Origin of the sequence: Kocuria rosea, from assembly GCF_006094695.1 — a bacterium.
Lineage (GTDB): Bacteria > Actinomycetota > Actinomycetes > Actinomycetales > Micrococcaceae > Kocuria > Kocuria rosea.
The window spans coordinates 2,622,464-2,640,221 of the sequence record NZ_CP035103.1; the positions used below are offsets into that span (position 1 = coordinate 2,622,464).

The following is a 17,758-nucleotide window of genomic DNA, read 5'->3' on the forward strand; positions in this document are numbered from 1 at the left end:
GCTGAGGACCCCCGTCCCGGCTCAGCGCTCGGGCAGCACGGTCTCCACGAGCAGCTTGCCGAGCTGGGGAGCCTCGATGAGGAAGCCGTCGTGGCCCGAGGGCGAGGTCAGGGTGTGCCGCCGGACGTCCCCGGGCAGCGCGGCGGCCAGGACGTCGGACTCGCGGGGCAGGTAGAGCCGGTCGGAGTCCACCGCCGCCACGAGCCACTCGCACGAGGTCACGGACAGCGCCTCCTCGAGCGTGCCGCGGCCCCGGGCGACGTCGTGGGACATGAGCGTCTCGTTGACGGCGAGGTAGCTGTTGGCGTCGAAGCGGCCCGCCAGCTTGGACGCCTGGTGGTCGAGGTAGCTCTCCACCTGGTAGCGCCCCCGCCCGCCGGCGTGCGTGTCGATGACCTGCTCCTCGGCCTGCGGCGAGCGCCCGAACCGGTGGTGCAGCTCGTCGGCCGAGCGGTAGGTGATGTGGGCGATCCGCCGGGCCAGTCCCAGGCCCGTGACGGGCAGCGGGCCGTCGTAGTAGTCCCCGCCGCGGAAGTGCGGGTCCTGGCGGATCGCGAGGTTCTGCGCCTGGCCCCACGCGAGCTGCTCGGCGCTGGACTGGGCGCACGCGGCGACCACCGCGCACGCCCGGACGCGGTCCGGGTAGGTCACGGCCCACTCCAAGGCGCGGGCCCCGCCCATGGAGCCGCCGATGACCAGGCGCCAGGCGTCGATGCCGAGGGCGTCGGCCAGCGCCGCCTCGGCGTGCACGGAGTCCCGGACGGTGATGAGCGGGAAGCGGGAGCCCCAGGGGCGGCCCTCGGGGTCCACGCTCGGCGGCGTGGGAGTCGCCGGGCCCGTGGACCCGTAGCAGCCGCCCACGATGTTGGTGCAGACCACGAACCACCGGTCCGTGTCGATGGCGGCGCCGGGGCCGATCAGGCCCTCCCACCAGCCGCCGCTCTCGGCGGCGCGCCGCTCGGCCTCGGGGGCGCCGGGGCGGGCCCGGCCGGCCGCCACGTGGGTGTCCCCGGTGAGGGCGTGCTCGACGAGCACCGCGTTGGAGGCGTCCGGGGCGAGCGTCCCCCACGTCTCGTAGGCGATCCGGACGTCGGGCAGCCGGAAGCCCGACTCGAGCTCGAGCTCGCCGATCCCGGCGACCCGCGGCACGCCGTCCTCGCGGACGGCGGTCCCGGCGCCGGAGCCCCTCACGACCGTCACGGTCACTCCTGTCCTCCCTGCGCGGCCGCGGCCGCGGCGAAGCCCTGCTCCAGGTCCGCCAGGATGTCGTCGATGTGCTCCAGGCCCACGGACAGGCGCACGAAGCCGGGCTCCACGCCGGCGGCCAGCTGCTCCTCGGGCAGGAGCTGGCTGTGCGTGGTGGACGCGGGGTGGATCACGAGGGAGCGCACGTCGCCGATGTTGGCGACGTTCGAGTGCAGGGTCAGGGCGTCCACGAAGGCGGCCCCGGCCTCCCGGCCGCCGTCGAGGACGAAGCCCAGGATCGACCCGGCGCCCCGGGGCGCGTACTTCTGCGCCCGCTCGTGCCACGGGGAGGACTCCAGCCCGGCCCAGGACACCGAGCGCACGTCCTCGCGGGCCTCGAGCCAGCGGGCCACCGTCCCGGCGTTGGCCACGTGCCGCTCCATCCGCAGGGACAGCGTCTCGATGCCCTGCTCGATGAGGAACGCGTTGAACGGGGAGATCGCCGAGCCGAGGTCGCGCAGCAGCTGCACCCTGGCCTTGAGGATGTAGGACAGGTTGACGCCGAAGGGCCCCTCCGCGCCCAGGGCCTCGGCGTAGACGAGGCCGCCGTAGGACTCGTCCGGCTGGTTGAAGCCGGGGAAGCGGTCCGGGTAGCGGCCGTAGTCGAAGGCCCCGGAGTCCACGATCACGCCGCCGATGGCCGTGCCGTGCCCGCCGAGGAACTTGGTGGCCGAGTGCACCACGACGTCCGCGCCCCAGCGCAGGGGCTGGACGAGGTAGGGGGTCGCCACGGTGTTGTCCACGATGAGCGGGACCTCGTGGTCGTGGGCGATCCCGGAGACCGTCTCGATGTCGAGGACGTCGTTGCGCGGGTTCGGGATCGTCTCGGCGAAGAAGGCCTTCGTGTTCGGCCGGACCGCCCGCCGCCACGCCTCGGGATCGTCGGGGTCGGAGACGAAGGTGGTCTCGATGCCGAGCTTGGGCAGCGTGAACTTGAAGAGGTTGTAGGTCCCGCCGTACAGGCTGGGGCTGGCCACGAGGTGGTCTCCCGCGCCGGCGACGTTGAGCACGGCGAACGTCGTCGCCGACTGCCCCGCGCTGAGCATGAGGGCGCCCACGCCGCCCTCCAGGGCGGCGATCCGGTTCTCCACGACCTCCGTGGTCGGGTTGCCGATCCGCGTGTAGATCGGGCCGAGCTCGGCGAGCGCGAAGCGGTCGGCGGCGGTCTGGGCGTCGGGGAAGACGAAGGACGTGGTCTGGTGGATCGGCAGGGCGCGCGAGCCGGTGACCGGGTCGGGGCTCTGCCCCGCGTGGATCTGCCGGGTCTCGAAGGCCCAGCCCCCGGGGTTCTCGGGGGTGGGGCGCTCGGCCGCGGCCACGTCGGTGCGGGCGGCGGAGGCGTCGGTGCTGGAGGCGGGGAGATCGGACATGCCGTGGGACTCCTTGTGGATCTCAGGGGTCCCGTCCCGGCCGAGGCGGTGCGGCCGGGAACGGCCGGGCGCCGGGGACCCGCGCTTGCTCGCTCGCCGGACGCGAGGAGCCTGGTCTTCACCCAGGGCACCCCACCGCGGTGGAGGGTTGCCGGCCAGCTAGCTGGGGCTTGGACGCTGGCGCTCATGACCTGGACAGCATTCTCCGGATCAGGCCCGCACGGCGTCAAGCCGGGGTCGGGCGTGACGCCCCGGCCGGGGTGCCGCCCGCACGGTGCCCGGCGCGTCGCGGACCGATTTGGAGACGAAACTCACAGGGTGCCACGATGTGCCCATGAGAGTCGACCACGTGTCCTACGCCTGCCGCCCGGAGGGCCTGGAGGCCACCACCGAGCGCATCGCCGACCAGCTCGGGATCGAACCGGTCAAGGGCGGGGTGCACCCCCGTTTCGGCACCCGCAACATGATCCTGCCGCTCACGAACCACCAGTACGTGGAGGTCGTCGAGGTCCTCCAGCACCCGGCGGCGGAGAAGGCCCCCTTCGGGCAGGCCGTGCGGGCCCGGTCCGCGGCCGGCGGCGGCTGGCTGGGCTGGGTCGTGGAGGTCGAGGACCTCGCCCCCTTCGAGCAGCGCCTGGGGCGCCGCTCCGTGCCCGGCCACCGGGTGTTCCCGGACGGCCGGTGCCTGGAGTGGCACCAGATCGGCGTCAAGGGCCTGATCGCCGATCCGCAGCTGCCGTTCATGATCCACTTCGACTCCGCCCCGGAGATGCACCCGTCCCAGGCGCGGATCACGGACGTGGGGCTCGCGGGGATGACCATCGCCGGTGCCCCGGAGCGGGTCGCCGAGTGGCTGGGCGCCCCCGTCGAGACCGCGCTCGAGGACCTCGAGGTCGACTGGCGCTATCCGGACGGCACCCCCGGGGTGCTCTCCGTCTCGTTCAGCACCCCGGACGGCGCCGTCACCATCTGAGGCCGGCCCGGTCCGGTCCGCGGCCGGACCCGCGGTGCCCGGCGGCTGGGCCGCGCCCCGCGGGGCGGGGCTCAGCCCAGCAGCCGGGCGGCCCCGAGGAAGCCGACGGCGTCCAGCAGGAAGTGCGCGACGACGAGGGGCATCACCCGGCCGGTGCGCCGGTAGAGCTCCGCGAAGACGAGGCCCATCACCACGTTGCCGAGGAAGGGCCCGATCCCCTGGTAGAGGTGGTAGCTGCCGCGGAACAGGGCCGTGACCACCAGCACCACGGGCCAGCTCCACCCGATGCGGGTCAGCCGGTCGGTCAGGAACGCGACCACCACGACCTCCTCGACCAGGGCGTGGCGCACGGCCGAGAGCAGCAGCACGGGCACCGTCCACCAGTGCGCGGCGAGCCCGGACGTGGTCACCTCCGCGGTGACGCCCAGGGCCCGGCCGGCGCCGTAGAGCGCCAGCGTGCCCAGGCCCATGAGCAGGAAGAGCACGGTGCCGAGGCCCAGGTCCGGGAGGGGCATCCGGGCGTCGAGGCCGATCCGCCGGCGGACCGTGCCCAGCGCCCCGGCGGAGCCGGCGAGCAGGTAGAGCGCGAGCAGCACCGGCACCAGGTCCAGGGCGATCCCGGTGAGCTGGCGCAGCAGGTCGATGAGGGGCTGCGGGCTCAGCGGCGGGTTCATCGTGGCCTGCGCCTCGGAGAGCGGTCCGCGCGCCAGGTGCTCGGCGAGGGACAGCACCGCCCAGAGGGCCGAGGCGCCCAGGGACACCCCGAGCACCAGGAGCACCTGCACCCACAGGTCGGCGCGGGTGGAGCCGAAGGCGGGCGGTCGCGGGGCGAGGTGGGCATGGGTGCTCATGCGGCCATTCTGGCACCGGCCCGCCGGCCGCCCCGTGCAGCCCGCGCCGGGCGCCCCCGGGCCCGCCCGGACCGCCCCTCCCCACCCGGGACGTCTTCCCTAGGATGGGGACCATGACTGTCCTTCCCCCGCAGATCCGCCAGCAGCCCGTCGAGCGCGCCTTCCACGGCCACGTGTTCTCCGACCCGTACGAGTGGATGCGGGACAAGGACTCCCCCGAGGTGCTGGCCCACCTCACCGCGGAGAACGAGTACGCGGAGTCCGCCACCGTCCACCTCACGGGCCTGCGGGAGACGATCTTCGGGGAGATCAAGGACCGCACCCAGGAGACCGACCTGTCCGTGCCCAGCCGGCGCGGCGCCTGGTGGTACTTCGCCCGCACCGTGGAGGGCGGCGCGCACCAGGTGTTCTGCCGGGTCCCGGCCGTGACCACCGGCGACGTGCTGGCGGACTGGACCCCGCCTGTCGTCGAGCCCGGCACCCCCATGGCCGGGGAGCAGGTGCTCCTCGACGCCAACGCGGAGGCCGCGAAGCACGAGTTCTACTCCCTGGGCAGCTTCGACGTCTCCGAGGACGGGGAGCTGCTGGCCTGGGCCGAGGACGTCACCGGCGACGAGCGCTTCACCCTGCGGGTCCGGGACCTCACCACGGGGGCGCTGCTCGCCGACGAGATCCCCGGGACGTTCTACGGGTCCTTCCTCACCCCGGACGCGCGCGCCGTGTACTACACGGTGGTGGACGAGTCCTGGCGCCCCCACCAGCTGCGCCGGCACGAGCTGGGCACCCCGGTGGCCGAGGACGTCGTCGTCCACGAGGAGGCCGACCCCGGCCTGTGGCTCGGGGCGGGCCTGTCCGCGGACCGGCGCTGGATCGTGGTGGAGGCCATGTGCTCCGAGTTCTCGGAGCAGCTCATCCAGCCGGTCGCGGACCCGGCCGCGCCGCTGCGGGTGGTGCTGCCCCGCACCGACCGGGTGCTCTACGAGGCGGAGCCCCTGCTGCTGGACGGGCGGGAGCAGATCCTGCTGACCCACGACCACGAGGCCCCGAACTCCCGGATCTCCCTCATGGACCCGGCCGACCTCGGCCGCCCGGTCGCGGAGGTGGCCCTGCGCGACGTCGTGCCGGCCTCGGACACCGTCCGCGTCAACGGCTGCGCCGTGACGGCCACCCACCTGGTGGTCTCCGTCCGGGCGGACACCACGCTGCGGGTCCGGCTGCTCCCGCTCGCCGGGCTGGGCACGGACGCCCAGGCCGCCCCCGTGGAACCGGCCTTCGCCGAGGAGCTCTACACCGCGAGCGTCTCCGCCGCGGAGCACGACGCCCCCGTGGTGCGCCTGTCCTACACGTCCTTCACGACGCCCCCGCGCGTCTACGACCTCTTCGTGGCGGGCGCCACCGGGGACGACGGCGCACTGCCCGCCGAGCCGCTGCTGCGGCGCGAGGCCACGGTGCTCGGCGGCTACGACCCCGCCGACTACGCGGTGGAGCGGGACTGGGCCACCGCGGCGGACGGGACCCGCATCCCCGTCTCCCTGGTCCGCCGCGCCGACCTCGACCCCTCCGTGCCGGCACCGGTGCTGCAGTACGCCTACGGCTCCTACGAGCACAGCACCGACCCCGCGTTCTCGGTCTCCCGGCTGTCCCTGCTGGACCGCGGCGTGGTCTGGGCCGTGGCCCACGTGCGCGGCGGCGGGGAGCTGGGGCGGACCTGGTACGAGCACGGCAAGAAGCTGCACAAGACGAACACGTTCACCGACTACGTGGCGGTCACCGAGCACCTCGCCGCCCGGCCGGACGTCGACGAGCGGCGGATCCTGGTGATGGGGGGCTCCGCCGGCGGCCTGCTGGTGGGCGCGGTGCTCAACCTCGCCCCGGAGCGGTACTGCGGCGCGCTGGCGGCGGTGCCGTTCGTGGACCCGCTGACCTCCATCCTCGACCCGTCCCTGCCGCTCACAGCCCTCGAGTGGGAGGAGTGGGGCAACCCCATCGAGGACGCGCACGTCTACGGGTACATGCGCGACTACTCCCCCTACGAGAACGTCCGGCCGCTGCCCTACCCCCCGGTCCTCGCGGTCACGAGCCTCAACGACACCCGGGTGCTCTACGTGGAGCCCGCCAAGTGGGTCGCCGCGCTGCGGGAGGCCTCGACCTCCGGCGAGCCGGTGCTGCTGCGCTGCGAGATGGCCGGGGGCCACGGCGGCGCCTCGGGGCGGTACTCGCAGTGGAAGGACACGGCCTGGGAGTACGCCTGGGTGCTGGACCGGATGGGCCTCGCCGGCGCCTGACCCGGGCCGGCGGGTCCCGCGCGCGGTCTGCCCCGCCGGCCCCCGCGGCCGAGCGGCACGGCGCCCGACGGCACGGCGGTCGACGGCACGGCGCCCGCCGCGCCGGCCCCCGGGGGCTCAGCGCCGGAAGCGGCCCGGGTCCAGGGCGGCGGCCGTCTCCCGGGAGCACCACGGACCCACGGCCCCGTCGAGCAGCAGGTCCGCGGCGGCGCGGGCCATGGCCGTGCTCGTCTGGAACCCGTAGCCGCCCTGGCCGGCCAGCCACAGGAGCCCCGGGACGTCAGCGTCGGCGCCGCACACGGGCACGCCGTCCGGGGCCTCGGTGCGCAGACCGGTCCAGGCCCGCTCGATCCCCGTGGCGCCGAGGGAGGTCACGGTGTTGAGCCGCCCCAGGAGGTCCTCGACGTCCTCGAGCACCGGCTGCGCGTCGCAGGGCTCGCACGGCACGGCCTCGGACGGGGAGACGAGCGCGCCGTCCCCGGCCCGCCGGTAGTACCAGCCGGAGTCCGCGGCGACGACCATGGGGTGGTCCGGGGCCAGCGGCTTCGCGAGCCGCACGAGGGCCGCGGTGCGCCGCAGCGGGCGCAGGCCCAGCGGGGCCGCGCCGAACAGGCCCGCCACCTCGTCCGCCCAGGCGCCCGCGGCGACGACGACCTGCCGGGCCCGGATCCGGTCCCCGCCGGCCGTGACCCGCCAGCCGGCGCCGTCGGGGTCCGCCGCGGTCACCGGGGCGCCGGTGAGCAGCCGGGCGCCCGCCGCCGCGGCCCGGTCGCGGTGCCAGGCCACGAGCGCGGCGGCGTCGGTGCGCACGGAGGTGCTGTCGAGGCGCCCGGCCTCGACCGCGTCCGCCGGGGAGCAGGCCAGCTCGGGGCACAGCTCCACGAGCTCCGCGCGGGACAGCGGTTGCGTCCCCGGGGCGGCCTCGGCGTGCAGCCGGGCCTCGGTCCCGACGAGGACCATGCGGCTGGGCCAGGCCAGGGGCCGCGGCGGGGCCGGGTGCGGGTCGAGCAGCCGGGCCACGGTCGCCCCGGTCAGCTCCCGGACGGGGGCCGGGCCGTAGCTGGGGATCAGCTGCTCGGCCGAGCGCCCGGAGGTGTGGTGGGCCAGGACGGGCTCGGTCTCCGCGAGCACGATCCCGGCGCCGCTCCCCCGCCGCTCGGCCAGTTCCGAGGCCAGGGACAGTCCGGCGATGCCGCCGCCGATGATGAGCACGTCGCACGCAGGGTCCATGCGCCCATGCTCGCACGCCGCGCGGCGACGGGTCGCGTCCAGGCCCAGCCGCTCAGCGAGGGGTCGCGTCCTGCCGGAATCCTTTGCGGATTCCCACAGGAGGCGACCCCTCGGTGTTCCGCGCGCGCAGTCCTGCGCGGGCGCGGGCGGCGGTCAGCCCTGCACGCCGAGCTTCTCCAGGATCAGCTCCCGCACCCGGCCCGCGTCGGCCTGGCCGCGGGTGGCCTTCATGACGGGGCCGATGAGGGCGCCGACGGCCTGGACCTTGCCGGCCTGCACCTTCGCCACGACGTCGGGCATCTGCGCCATGGCGTCGTCGATCGCCGCGGTCAGCACGGAGTCGTCGGAGACCACGGCCAGGCCGCGCCGCTCCACGACCTCCGCGGGCGAGCCCTCGCCCTCCAGGACGTGGGCGAGGACCTTCTTGGCGAGCTTGTCGTTGATCTTCCCGGCGTCGATGAGCCCGTTGAGCTCGACGACGTGCTGCGGGGTGACGCCGAGCTCGGCGATCTCCACCTCCCGCTGGTTGGCCAGGCGGGCGATCTCGCCCATCCACCACTTGCGGGCCGCGGCCGGGGCGGCGCCGGCGGACACGGTCTGCTCGATCTCGTCGAGGACCCCCGCGTTGACGACGTCCCGGAACTCCTCGTCGGAGAAGCCCCAGTCGGTCTTGAGCCGCTTCCGGCGCTCGGCCGGGGGCTCGGGCAGCTCGGCCCGCAGCCGCTCGATCCACTCGTGGTCGGTGACGACCGGCACGAGGTCGGGCTCCGGGAAGTAGCGGTAGTCGTCGGCGTCCGACTTGGGGCGCCCGCTCGTGGTGGAGCGGGTGTCCTCGTGCCAGTGCCGGGTCTCCTGCACGATCGTGCCGCCGGAGTCGAGGACCGCCGCGTGGCGCTGGATCTCGAAGCGCACGGCACGCTCCACGGCGCGCAGCGAGTTCACGTTCTTCGTCTCGGAGCGGGTGCCGAACGTGGCGCTGCCCTTGGGCATGAGGGACACGTTGGCGTCGCAGCGGACGTTGCCGCGCTCCATCTTCGCGTCCGAGATCCCGAGGTTCTTCACGATCTCCCGGATCAGGGCCACGTACACGCGGGCCAGCTCGGGCGCGCGGGTGCCGGCGCCCACGATGGGCTTCGTCACGATCTCGATGAGCGGGACGCCGGCGCGGTTGTAGTCGACCAGGGAGAAGTCCGCGCCCTGGATGCGCCCGGCGGCGCCGCCCATGTGCGTGAGCTTCCCGGCGTCCTCCTCCATGTGGGCGCGCTCGATCTCGACCGTGAACACGGTCCCGTCCTCCAGCTCCACGTCGACGGAGCCGTTCTCGGCGATCGGCTCGTCGTACTGGGAGGTCTGGAAGTTCTTGGGGGTGTCCGGGTAGAAGTAGTTCTTCCGGGCGAAGTGGGAGACCGGGCGGATCTCGCAGCCCAGGGCGAGCCCGAGCTTGATCGCGGACTCCACGGCCACCCGGTTCACCACGGGGAGCACCCCGGGCAGGCCGAGCGAGACGGGGGTGACGTTGGTGTTCGGCTCGTCCCCGAAGACGTTGGGGGCGGCGTCGAACATCTTGGTCCGGGTGTTGAGCTCCACGTGGACCTCGAAGCCCAGCACGGGGTCGTACTTCTCCATGGCCTCGTCGAAGGACAGGACCTCTTCGGTGCTCCGGTTCATCAGCGGGCTCCTCCCCGGACGGGTGCGGACAGATCGGACGCGGCGGGGCCGCCGGCCAGGTCCCGGACCAGGGCGGCGGTGTCCGGCAGCCGCTGCCAGAGCGGTCCGCCCCAGCGCTGCTCGAGCAGGGCCTCCAGGCCGGCGCCGGCGCGGTAGAGCCGGGCGTCCTGGCGTGCGGGGGCCATGAACTGGATGCCCACGGGCAGCCCGTCCTCGGGGGCGAGGCCGCCGGGGACGGAGATCGCGGGGACCCCGGCCAGGTTGGTGGGGATGGTGGCGATGTCGTTGAGGTACATCTGCATGGGGTCGGCGGACTCGTCCACGGCGCCCCGCTCGAACGCGGTGGTCGGGGACGTCGGGGAGACCAGCACGTCCACCTGCTCGAACGCGGCCGCGAAGTCGCGCTGCACGAGGGTGCGGACCTTCTGCGCCGAGCCGTAGTAGGCGTCGTAGTAGCCCGCGGACAGCGCGTAGGTGCCCAGGATGATGCGGCGCTTGACCTCGGCCCCGAAGCCGGCGGCGCGGGTGGAGCCCATCACGCGCTCGATGGTCAGGGGCCCGTCCTCGGGCAGCACGCGGTGGCCGAAGCGCACGCCGTCGTACTTGGCGAGGTTCGAGGAGACCTCGGAGGACATGATGAGGTAGTAGGCCCCCAGGGCGTACTTGAAGTTCGGGGTGGAGACCTCCACGACCTCGGCGCCCGCGGAGCGCAGCAGCTCCACGGCCTCCTCGAAGCGCTGCTGGACGCCGGGCTGGAAGCCCTCGCCCGTGAGCTCCTTGACCACGCCCACGCGCAGGCCCGCCAGCCCGCCCTCGGCGGCGCCGGCCCGGGCCTGGGCGGCGAGGTCGCCGACCGGGTCGGGCAGGGACGTGGAGTCCTGCGGGTCGTGCCCGCCGATCACCTCGTGCAGCAGCGCGGCGTCGAGCACCGTGCGCGCCACGGGGCCCACCTGGTCCAGCGAGGAGGCCATGGCGATCACGCCGTAGCGCGAGACCCCGCCGTAGGTCGGCTTGACGCCCACCGAACCGGTCAGGGCCGCGGGCTGGCGGATGGACCCGCCGGTGTCCGTGCCCAGGGCCAGCGGCGCCTGGAACGCGGTCACGGCGGCGGCGGACCCGCCGCCGGACCCGCCGGGGATGCGGGACAGGTCCCACGGGTTGGCGGTGTCGCCGAAGGCGGAGTGCTCGTTGGAGGAGCCCATCGCGAACTCGTCGAGGTTCGTCTTGCCCAGCAGCGGCATCCGGGCGGCGCGCAGCCGCCGGGTCACGGTGGCGTCGTAGGGGCTCATCCAGCCCTCGAGCATGCGGGACGCCGCGGTGGTGGGCTGCCCCTTGGTGACGATGAGGTCCTTGACCGCGATCGGCACGCCGGCGAGCTCGGGCAGCTCCTCACCGCGGGCGCGGGCGGCGTCCACCTCGGCGGCCACGGACAGGGCTTCCTCGGTGTTGACGTGCAGGAAGGCGTTGAGCCCGGTCCGGCCGCGGCTGCGGTCGGCGGGGTCGACGGGCTCGCCGTCGGTCTCCCGGATGCGGTCCAGGTGGGCCTGGACGGCGTCGACGGAGGTGATCTCGCCGGCGGCGAGCCGGCGGGCGAGCTCGGCGGCGGAGAGACCGACGGGTCCCTGGGGCGTTCCGGTGCTGCTCATGCGGCTACTCCTCGTCCAGGATCGCGGGCACCTTGAACTTGCCCTCGGCGGCGTCCGGTGCGTTGAGCAGCGACTCCTCGGCGGTGAGGGTCTCGCCCACGACGTCCTCGCGGAAGACGTTCTGCAGCGGGATGGGGTGGCTCGTGGCCGGGACGTCCGGGCCGGCGGCCTCGCTGACGGACGCGACGGAGTCGACGACGAGGTCGAGCTCCTTCGCCATGGACCGCAGCTCCTCCTCGGTCATCTCGATGTGCGCGAGCTTCGCCAGGTGGGCGACCTGCTCGCGGGTGATCGCAGACATGCGCACTCCTGCTCGTGATCGGGGGTGGTTTCCGGTCCAGTCTAGCCGCGCGGCACTCCCCTCCTTCCCGGCCGGAGGGGGCCCCGCAGGGGCATACCCTGGAGGGACGCACCGACCACCGCACAGGAGCACCCGGACATGGCCAAGAGCACCCCCGCCCGCACGAAGAAGGACCGAGGCGCCAAGAGCGGGCGCCCCGGCGCCCGCTCCGGGAAGGCCGCGCGCGCGACCTCCGCGACGGACGCCGCCAACGCGTGGCGCCAGCGGGTCAGCAAGGACGCCGCCGCGACGATCGACACGGTCATGGCCCACGTCCAGGCCGTGGCCGAGCAGCAGCTGGGGCAGCACGGGGCGTTTCCCCCCTTCCTCGTCACCGCGCGCAAGGACGGCGAGTACGAGCTCGACAGCCTGCCGGCCGAGGACGCGGAGGAGCTGAGCCCCGAGGCCGCCCTGGACGCCCTGCGGGCGCGGGCGGTGGAGCTGCGGGACGACCTCCTCTGCGCCGCGGTCGCCTTCCCCGTAACCCTGCCGGACCGCTCCGGGCAGACGGCCGTGGCCGTGGAGACCCAGCACCGGGAGGGCGAGTCCCTGACGGTGATCCAGCCGTACCGGGTCAAGGGCGCGGAGCGCTCCGTGAGCTTCGGCGACGCCGGGGCCGAGCCCGCCGAGCCGTGGCTGTGGAGCCGGCCCGAGCGCACGCCGTGAGCTGAGCGCACGGTCGGCGCCGTGCCGGTGCCCGCCGAGCATGCGAGAGGGCCCCTCCGATCAGAGGGGCCCTCTCGCATGCTCTCGCGCGGCGCGGCCGCGCGGTGCCTGTCCGGTGGGGATCAGGCGGGGATGTTCAGCACCTGGCCGGGGAAGATCAGGTTCGGGTCGGCGATGGTGCCCTCGTTCGCGGCGTACAGGTCCTCCCAGTTCTCGATGCCGAGCTTGTCGGCGATGGAACCGAGGGTGTCGCCGGCGACCACGGTGTAGGTCTCGGCGGAGACCGAGGCCGGGGCCACGGCGGCGGCGGGAGCCACGTACTCGACGACCGGGGCCTGGACGGCGGCCGGGGCCTCGACGGGAGCGGCCACGGGGCCGGGCTCGGGGGCGGCGACCGGGGCGGCGACCGGGGCGGGGGCCGGAGCCTCGATCGGGGCCGGGGCCTCGACGGACTGCGGGGTCACGGATGCGGAGCCCATCGGGTTGGCGGAGGGAGCGGCGGAGCCGGACAGGCCCAGCTTCGCGGAGCAGGCGGGCCACGCGCCCCAGCCCTGGCCGTCGAGAACGTTCTCGGCCACGGCGATCTGCTGCTCACGGGAGGCGTCCTGCGGGGCGCCCTGGCCACCGAAGGCGGCCCAGGTGGAGGGGGTGAACTGCAGGCCGCCGGAGAAGCCGTTGCCGGTGGAGGTGCCCCAGTTGCCACCGGACTCGCACTCGGCGAGGGCGTCCCAGGTGGAGGCCGGAGCGGCGTTGGCCGGGAGGGCCATGGCGCCCACGGCGGTCCCGCCGAGGATCAGAGCGGCGGCACCGCGACGGACGTTGCGACGAACAGCGAAAGCGTTGGTCATGATGCTCCCTGGGCCACCTGCGCTCGTTTCCGTCCCCGGATGTCTTCGCGCCGTCGTCTACCCGTCAAGGTGTTGGTGGGTAAGTGCTTACAGGTGTCTGCCCTTCAGACGACGTGCGGTGTTACGGCAGCACCCAGCATGGTGTGGTGGCGCGCCGGGAGTCGGACTCCAGGCACACCGGATCCCCGGAGGAATCCTCGGGGAAGCTGATTATCACGATAGCGTAACGATTTTCGTTGCGCTACCCCTTTCGGCCCGTCGTGAGGTATCACACGTTCGCGGTCTGCAGGGGTGCCGGCCCGTGAAGGACGCCGGCGCAGGAGTTCGCACTCCGGGAAGCGGAGGGAATGCCCTCGGGAAGAACGCTTCGAAGGTCACGCTATGGCAACGTTTTGGTCTCGGTCAAGTGACGAGAGCCATATCACACGTTCAGCGGGCCGGGCCCCGGCCCGCACTCAGCCCGGAATGCCGCGCTCGCGTGCGGTGATCCAGGCCGCGAGGCGGTCGGCGGCCGGCACTTCGCCCGCCGCCGGGGAGGGCAGCTCCGGCCGGGTCACGAGGGCGCCGGCCTCCTCGGCGATGAGCGCGCCGGCGGCCCAGTCGTGCTCGTGCAGACCCTGCTCGCCGTACCCGTCGAGCGCGCCGTCCGCGACCATGCACAGGTCCAGGGCCGCCGAGCCCAGGCGCCGCATGTCCGTGTACTGCCGCATGGTGGCGGCGAAGGCGGGGAACTGGCGCTCGCGCCGGTCGGCGTCGAAGGAGAAGCCGGTGCCGTAGAGCCGGCCCGCCCTGTCCGGCACGGGACCCTCGAGCCGGCGGGACGCGCCGTCCTCCTCCACCCACGCGCCGGCCCCGCGCACGGCGAAGTAGGTGCGGCGCAGGGCGGGGGCGTTGACGGCGCCCACGAGCCAGTTGCCCTGGGCGTCGGCGGCGGCCACGGACGTGCAGTAGTAGACGATGCCGCGGATGAAGTTGGTGGTGCCGTCGAGCGGGTCCACCGACCAGCGGATCCCGGAGGGGTGCTCCGGGCGGTGCGTGCCCGACTCCTCGCCGGTGACGGTGTCGTGCGGGCGGCGGTCCAGGATGGTGCGCAGCACGGCCTGCTCGGCGGCGACGTCGAAGCGGGTGACCCAGTCCCCCTCCCCCGACTTGCCGGTGACGCCCAGCCGGCCGGCGTCGCGGCCCCGCAGGACCTCCGCCCCGGACTCGGCGGCCGCCAGGGCCAGCTCCAGCAGCTCCTCCAGGTGGGCGCCGGTCGGGCCGAGGCCCTCCAGCGCGTCGTCGTGGCGTCCCATGCTCAGGCCCCGTCCTCGTCGTCCGTACCGTTCTCCGTGCCGTTCTCCGTGCCGGCCGGGGCGTCCTCGGAGGTGCTCCCGGCCGCGCCGGCGAGCGCGTCCGGCCCCTCGGCGAGGAGCCGCTCGAACCCGGCCTCGTCGAGCACGGTCACCCCCAGCTGCTCGGCCTTGTCCAGCTTGGTGCCGGCGTTCTCGCCCGCCACCAGGAAGTGCGTCTTCTTCGACACGGAGCCGGAGGCCTTGCCGCCGCGCACCAGCACCGCCTCCTTCGCGGAGTCGCGGCTGAAGCGCTCGAGGGTGCCGGTGATCACCACGGTGGTGCCCTCGAGGGTCCGCGGCACGGACTCGTCCACCTCGTCCTCCATGCGCACGCCCGCGGCCGCCCAGCGCTCCACGATCTGCCGGCGCCACGGCTCGGCGAACCACTCGGTGAGGGCCGCGGCGATCACGGGCCCCACTCCGTCGGCCTGGGCCAGGGTCTCCTCGTCGGCGTCGCGGATGGCCGGCAACGAGCCGAAGGCCGTGGCCAGGGAGCGGGCCGCGGTCGGGCCGACGTGCCGGACGGACAGGGCCACGAGCACGCGCCACAGCGGCTGCGCCTTGGCCTTCTCGAGCTCCTCGAACAGCTTGCGGGTGGTGGCGGTGGGCTCGGAGGGCTTCTTGGCCGTGCCCTTCGTCCAGAAGTAGGGCACGAGCTCGGTCTCGCCCGTGGGCGTGCCGCGCGACTTCTTCTCCCGCCGGATCCGCACCTCGCGCAGGTCCTCGGGGGTGAGGTCGAACAGGTGCGCCTCGCTGGTCAGCGGCGGGGTCTCCGGCTCGTCGGGCCGGGTCAGGGCGAGGGCGGCCTCGTAGCCGAGGGCCTCGATGTCGAACGCGCCGCGGCCGGCGGCGTGGAAGACCCGCTCCCGCAGCTGGGACGGGCAGCTGCGGGCGTTGGGGCAGCGGATGTCGACGTCGCCCTCCTTGGCCGGGCGCAGCTCCGTGCCGCAGGACGGGCAGTGGGTGGGCATCACGAACTCGCGCTCCGTGCCGTCCCGCAGCGCCACCACGGGCCCCACGATCTCGGGGATCACGTCGCCCGCCTTGCGCAGCACCACGGTGTCCCCGATGAGCACGCCCTTGGCCTTCACCACGTCCTGGTTGTGCAGGGTGGCCATCTCCACGGTGGACCCGGCGACCCGCACCGGCTCCATGAGCCCGAACGGGGTGACCCGCCCGGTGCGGCCCACGTTGACCAGGATGTCCTTGAGCCGGGTGTGCACCTCCTCGGGCGGGTACTTGTAGGCCACGGACCAGCGGGGCACCCGGGAGGTGTGCCCGAGCCGGAACTGGGTGCGGCGGTCGTCGACCTTGACCACGATGCCGTCGATCTCGTGGATGAGGTCGTGGCGGCGGCGGCCGTACTCCTCGATGAACGCGAGGACGTCCTCCGTGGAGGGCAGCACGCGGTAGTACGGGCTGACGGGCAGGCCCCACCGCTCGAGCAGCTCGTAGACCTGGGACTGGGTGTCGGCGTGCAGGCCCGTGGCGGCGCCCACCCCGTGCACGTACATGGACAGCCGGCGCCGGGCCGTGACCGCCGGGTCCTTCTGCCGCAGCGAGCCCGCCGCGGCGTTGCGGGGGTTGGCGAAGGGCGCCCGGCCCTCGGCCACGATGGCGTCGTTGAGGGCGCGGAAGTCGCGGGAGGAGATGAACACCTCGCCGCGGATCTCGACCTCCTCGGGCACGTCCTCCCCCGTGAGCACGGTGGGGATGGTGGCGATGGTGCGCACGTTGTGCGTGACGTCCTCGCCCGTGGTGCCGTCCCCCCGGGTCGCGGCCCGCACGAGCTCGCCGTTCCGGTAGAGCAGGTTCACGGCCAGCCCGTCGATCTTCAGCTCGGTGAGCCACGCGGACTCCGGGGCGTCCGGCAGCGCCTCGATGGAGGCGGAGGCCTTCGCCAGCCAGGCCGTGAGCTCGTCGATCGAGAAGACGTCCTCGAGGGAGTACATCCGCGCGAGGTGCGTCACGGGCGTGAACGCCGCGGAGACCTCGCCGCCGACCTCCTGGGTGGGCGAGTCGTTGGCCACCAGCTCGGGGTGCAGCGCCTCGACCTCCTCGAGCCGCCGGTAGAGCTCGTCGTACTCCGCGTCCGAGATGGTGGGCGCGTCCTCGACGTAGTAGGCGGTCCGTGCCGCGCGCACCCGGTCCACGAGCTCCGCGTACTGCTCCTTGAGGTCCTCGCTGGGCGGGGCGGGGTTGAGGTCCTGGCCGGTGGCGTCGACGGGTCGTGCGTCTGTCCTCTGCTGTGGGCTCACCCGACCATTGTGGCCCACGCGCCGGACGCCACCGTCGACCGGGCCCGCGGCGGCGGGTCAGCCGTCCAGCCGCGCCACCGTCCCCGTGAAGTGCGGGCGCCTGCGCCGCGGGTCCCACCCGGCGAAGCGCGAGCCCCGCCAGCCGGGCCCCCGGCCGTCGTCGGTGATCGCGACCGCGACCGTGCCCGGGAGCAGGACCGGGGCCGCGAACTCCACCGTCCAGCGGAAGGGCGTCCCGGGCGGCACGCCCACCTCGGCGAGGGCGCGCGAGGCGGAGTACATGCCGTGGGCGATGGCGCCCTTCATGCCGAGCGCCCGGGCGGTCGGGCCGGAGAGGTGGATGGGGTTCCAGTCCCCGCTCACCGCGGCGTAGTCCCGCCCCGTGCCGGCCGCCAGGCGCCAGTGCCCGGTCGGCGCCGGCGGCACGAACTCCGCGCGCGGGGCGTCGTCGGCCGCCCCGGGCACGCGCACGTCCCGGGCGAGGTAGGTGGAGCGGCCCGTCCAGACGGTCTCGCCGTCCCGGCGCGCGAGGCGGGCGACGACGTCCACCTGCGCGCCGGAGCGGTGCGGGCGCAGCCGCTCGGCGGTGGCGGTGACCGTGAGGTGCTCCCCCACCGCCGCGGCCCGGAGGTGCTCGACCTCGTTGGCCAGGTGCACCATGCCGAGGACCGGCAGCGGGAAGTCCGGGCGGGTGAGCACGCTCATGGCCACGGGGAACGCCAGGGCGTGCAGGTGCCCGGAGAAGGCCTCGGTGCCGCCGGGGCCCTCGCGCAGCGGCGCCCCGACCGCGCGGCAGAACGCCTCGTGCCCGGCGGGGTCGACGACCACGTCCTCGACGACGTGCGCCACCGCCGGCAGCTCGAGCGGGGCGTCGCCGGTGCCGCGGCGCGCCCCGGCCGGCCGGCCGGGCAGCCGGCCCGGCACCCGGTCGGCGAGGGCGCGCGGCAGCAGGTCCCCGGCCGCCCCCGCCGCCGCACGGGCGTAGAGCCCGCCCAGCGAGGGGACGCCGGGCAGGACCACGGTCTCGTGCCGGTCGGCGGCCAT

14 protein-coding genes and 1 riboswitch are annotated in these 17,758 nt (G+C 74.5%); of the genes, 3 read left to right on the forward strand and 11 right to left on the reverse strand.

Translation table 11 applies throughout. The features are described from left to right. Nucleotides 1-21: 21 nt before the first annotated feature. Nucleotides 22-1,206: a homoserine O-acetyltransferase MetX gene (metX, locus tag EQG70_RS12110; RefSeq protein WP_109243392.1), complete on the reverse strand. Its 1,185-nt coding sequence runs from the start codon at nucleotides 1,204-1,206 to the stop codon at nucleotides 22-24. Then, nucleotides 1,203-2,615, reverse strand: coding sequence for a bifunctional o-acetylhomoserine/o-acetylserine sulfhydrylase (locus EQG70_RS12115; protein WP_232035324.1), 1,413 nt, complete (start codon nucleotides 2,613-2,615; stop codon nucleotides 1,203-1,205). Before EQG70_RS12115 ends, metX begins: the two co-directional genes overlap by 4 nt. Before the next feature lie 76 nt (nucleotides 2,616-2,691). Then, nucleotides 2,692-2,807: riboswitch (SAM riboswitch) on the reverse strand. Between the two features lie 142 nt (nucleotides 2,808-2,949). Between EQG70_RS12115 and EQG70_RS12120 the strand changes: the two genes are divergently transcribed. Beyond that, the gene (locus tag EQG70_RS12120) at nucleotides 2,950-3,588 is read left to right on the forward strand and encodes a VOC family protein (RefSeq protein ID WP_031283179.1); all 639 of its coding nucleotides are present in this window, start codon (nucleotides 2,950-2,952) and stop codon (nucleotides 3,586-3,588) included. Between the two features lie 71 nt (nucleotides 3,589-3,659). Here the strand turns inward: EQG70_RS12120 and EQG70_RS12125 are convergent, their stop codons facing one another. Beyond that, nucleotides 3,660-4,439, reverse strand: coding sequence for a CPBP family intramembrane glutamic endopeptidase (locus tag EQG70_RS12125; RefSeq protein ID WP_109268693.1), 780 nt, complete (start codon nucleotides 4,437-4,439; stop codon nucleotides 3,660-3,662). Nucleotides 4,440-4,552: 113 nt separating this feature from the next. Between EQG70_RS12125 and EQG70_RS12130 the strand changes: the two genes are divergently transcribed. Beyond that, nucleotides 4,553-6,724: a S9 family peptidase gene (locus tag EQG70_RS12130; RefSeq protein WP_017833827.1), complete on the forward strand. Its 2,172-nt coding sequence runs from the start codon at nucleotides 4,553-4,555 to the stop codon at nucleotides 6,722-6,724. 117 nt (nucleotides 6,725-6,841) lie between these two features. On the opposite strand, the gene EQG70_RS12135 is transcribed toward EQG70_RS12130, so the two are convergent. From EQG70_RS12135 to gatC, 4 genes are all read right to left on the reverse strand, one after another. Then, nucleotides 6,842-7,954, reverse strand: coding sequence for an NAD(P)/FAD-dependent oxidoreductase (locus EQG70_RS12135; RefSeq protein ID WP_109268692.1), 1,113 nt, complete (start codon nucleotides 7,952-7,954; stop codon nucleotides 6,842-6,844). A 153-nt stretch (nucleotides 7,955-8,107) separates the two neighbouring features. Further along, the gene (gene gatB / locus EQG70_RS12140; RefSeq protein ID WP_017833829.1) at nucleotides 8,108-9,622 is read right to left on the reverse strand and encodes an Asp-tRNA(Asn)/Glu-tRNA(Gln) amidotransferase subunit GatB; all 1,515 of its coding nucleotides are present in this window, start codon (nucleotides 9,620-9,622) and stop codon (nucleotides 8,108-8,110) included. Continuing rightward, on the reverse strand, nucleotides 9,622-11,268 hold the full coding sequence (gene gatA / locus EQG70_RS12145) for an Asp-tRNA(Asn)/Glu-tRNA(Gln) amidotransferase subunit GatA (protein WP_035926412.1): 1,647 nt from the start codon (nucleotides 11,266-11,268) through the stop codon (nucleotides 9,622-9,624). The genes gatB and gatA overlap by 1 nt, the downstream gene beginning before the upstream one ends. Nucleotides 11,269-11,272: 4 nt before the next feature. Continuing rightward, nucleotides 11,273-11,569 (reverse strand): Asp-tRNA(Asn)/Glu-tRNA(Gln) amidotransferase subunit GatC, encoded by a 297-nt coding sequence (gatC, locus tag EQG70_RS12150; protein ID WP_017833831.1) that lies wholly within the window; start codon nucleotides 11,567-11,569, stop codon nucleotides 11,273-11,275. A 138-nt stretch (nucleotides 11,570-11,707) separates the two neighbouring features. Between gatC and EQG70_RS12155 the strand changes: the two genes are divergently transcribed. After that, nucleotides 11,708-12,274 carry a hypothetical protein gene (locus EQG70_RS12155; RefSeq protein WP_017833832.1) on the forward strand — a complete coding sequence of 189 codons (567 nt, stop codon included), beginning with the start codon at nucleotides 11,708-11,710 and terminating at the stop codon, nucleotides 12,272-12,274. Nucleotides 12,275-12,396: 122 nt separating this feature from the next. Here the strand turns inward: EQG70_RS12155 and EQG70_RS12160 are convergent, their stop codons facing one another. The 4 genes from EQG70_RS12160 to EQG70_RS12175 form a co-directional block, all read right to left on the reverse strand. After that, nucleotides 12,397-13,122 (reverse strand): LysM peptidoglycan-binding domain-containing protein, encoded by a 726-nt coding sequence (locus tag EQG70_RS12160; RefSeq protein WP_109222367.1) that lies wholly within the window; start codon nucleotides 13,120-13,122, stop codon nucleotides 12,397-12,399. Nucleotides 13,123-13,577: 455 nt separating this feature from the next. Continuing rightward, nucleotides 13,578-14,417, reverse strand: coding sequence for an inositol monophosphatase family protein (locus tag EQG70_RS12165; RefSeq protein WP_017833834.1), 840 nt, complete (start codon nucleotides 14,415-14,417; stop codon nucleotides 13,578-13,580). Nucleotides 14,418-14,419: 2 nt separating this feature from the next. Then, nucleotides 14,420-16,714 carry an NAD-dependent DNA ligase LigA gene (gene ligA, locus EQG70_RS12170; protein WP_109268691.1) on the reverse strand — a complete coding sequence of 765 codons (2,295 nt, stop codon included), beginning with the start codon at nucleotides 16,712-16,714 and terminating at the stop codon, nucleotides 14,420-14,422. A gap of 57 nt (nucleotides 16,715-16,771) precedes the next feature. Beyond that, nucleotides 16,772-17,758, reverse strand: a complete 987-nt coding sequence (locus EQG70_RS12175) for a MaoC/PaaZ C-terminal domain-containing protein (RefSeq protein WP_109268690.1) — start codon at nucleotides 17,756-17,758, stop codon at nucleotides 16,772-16,774.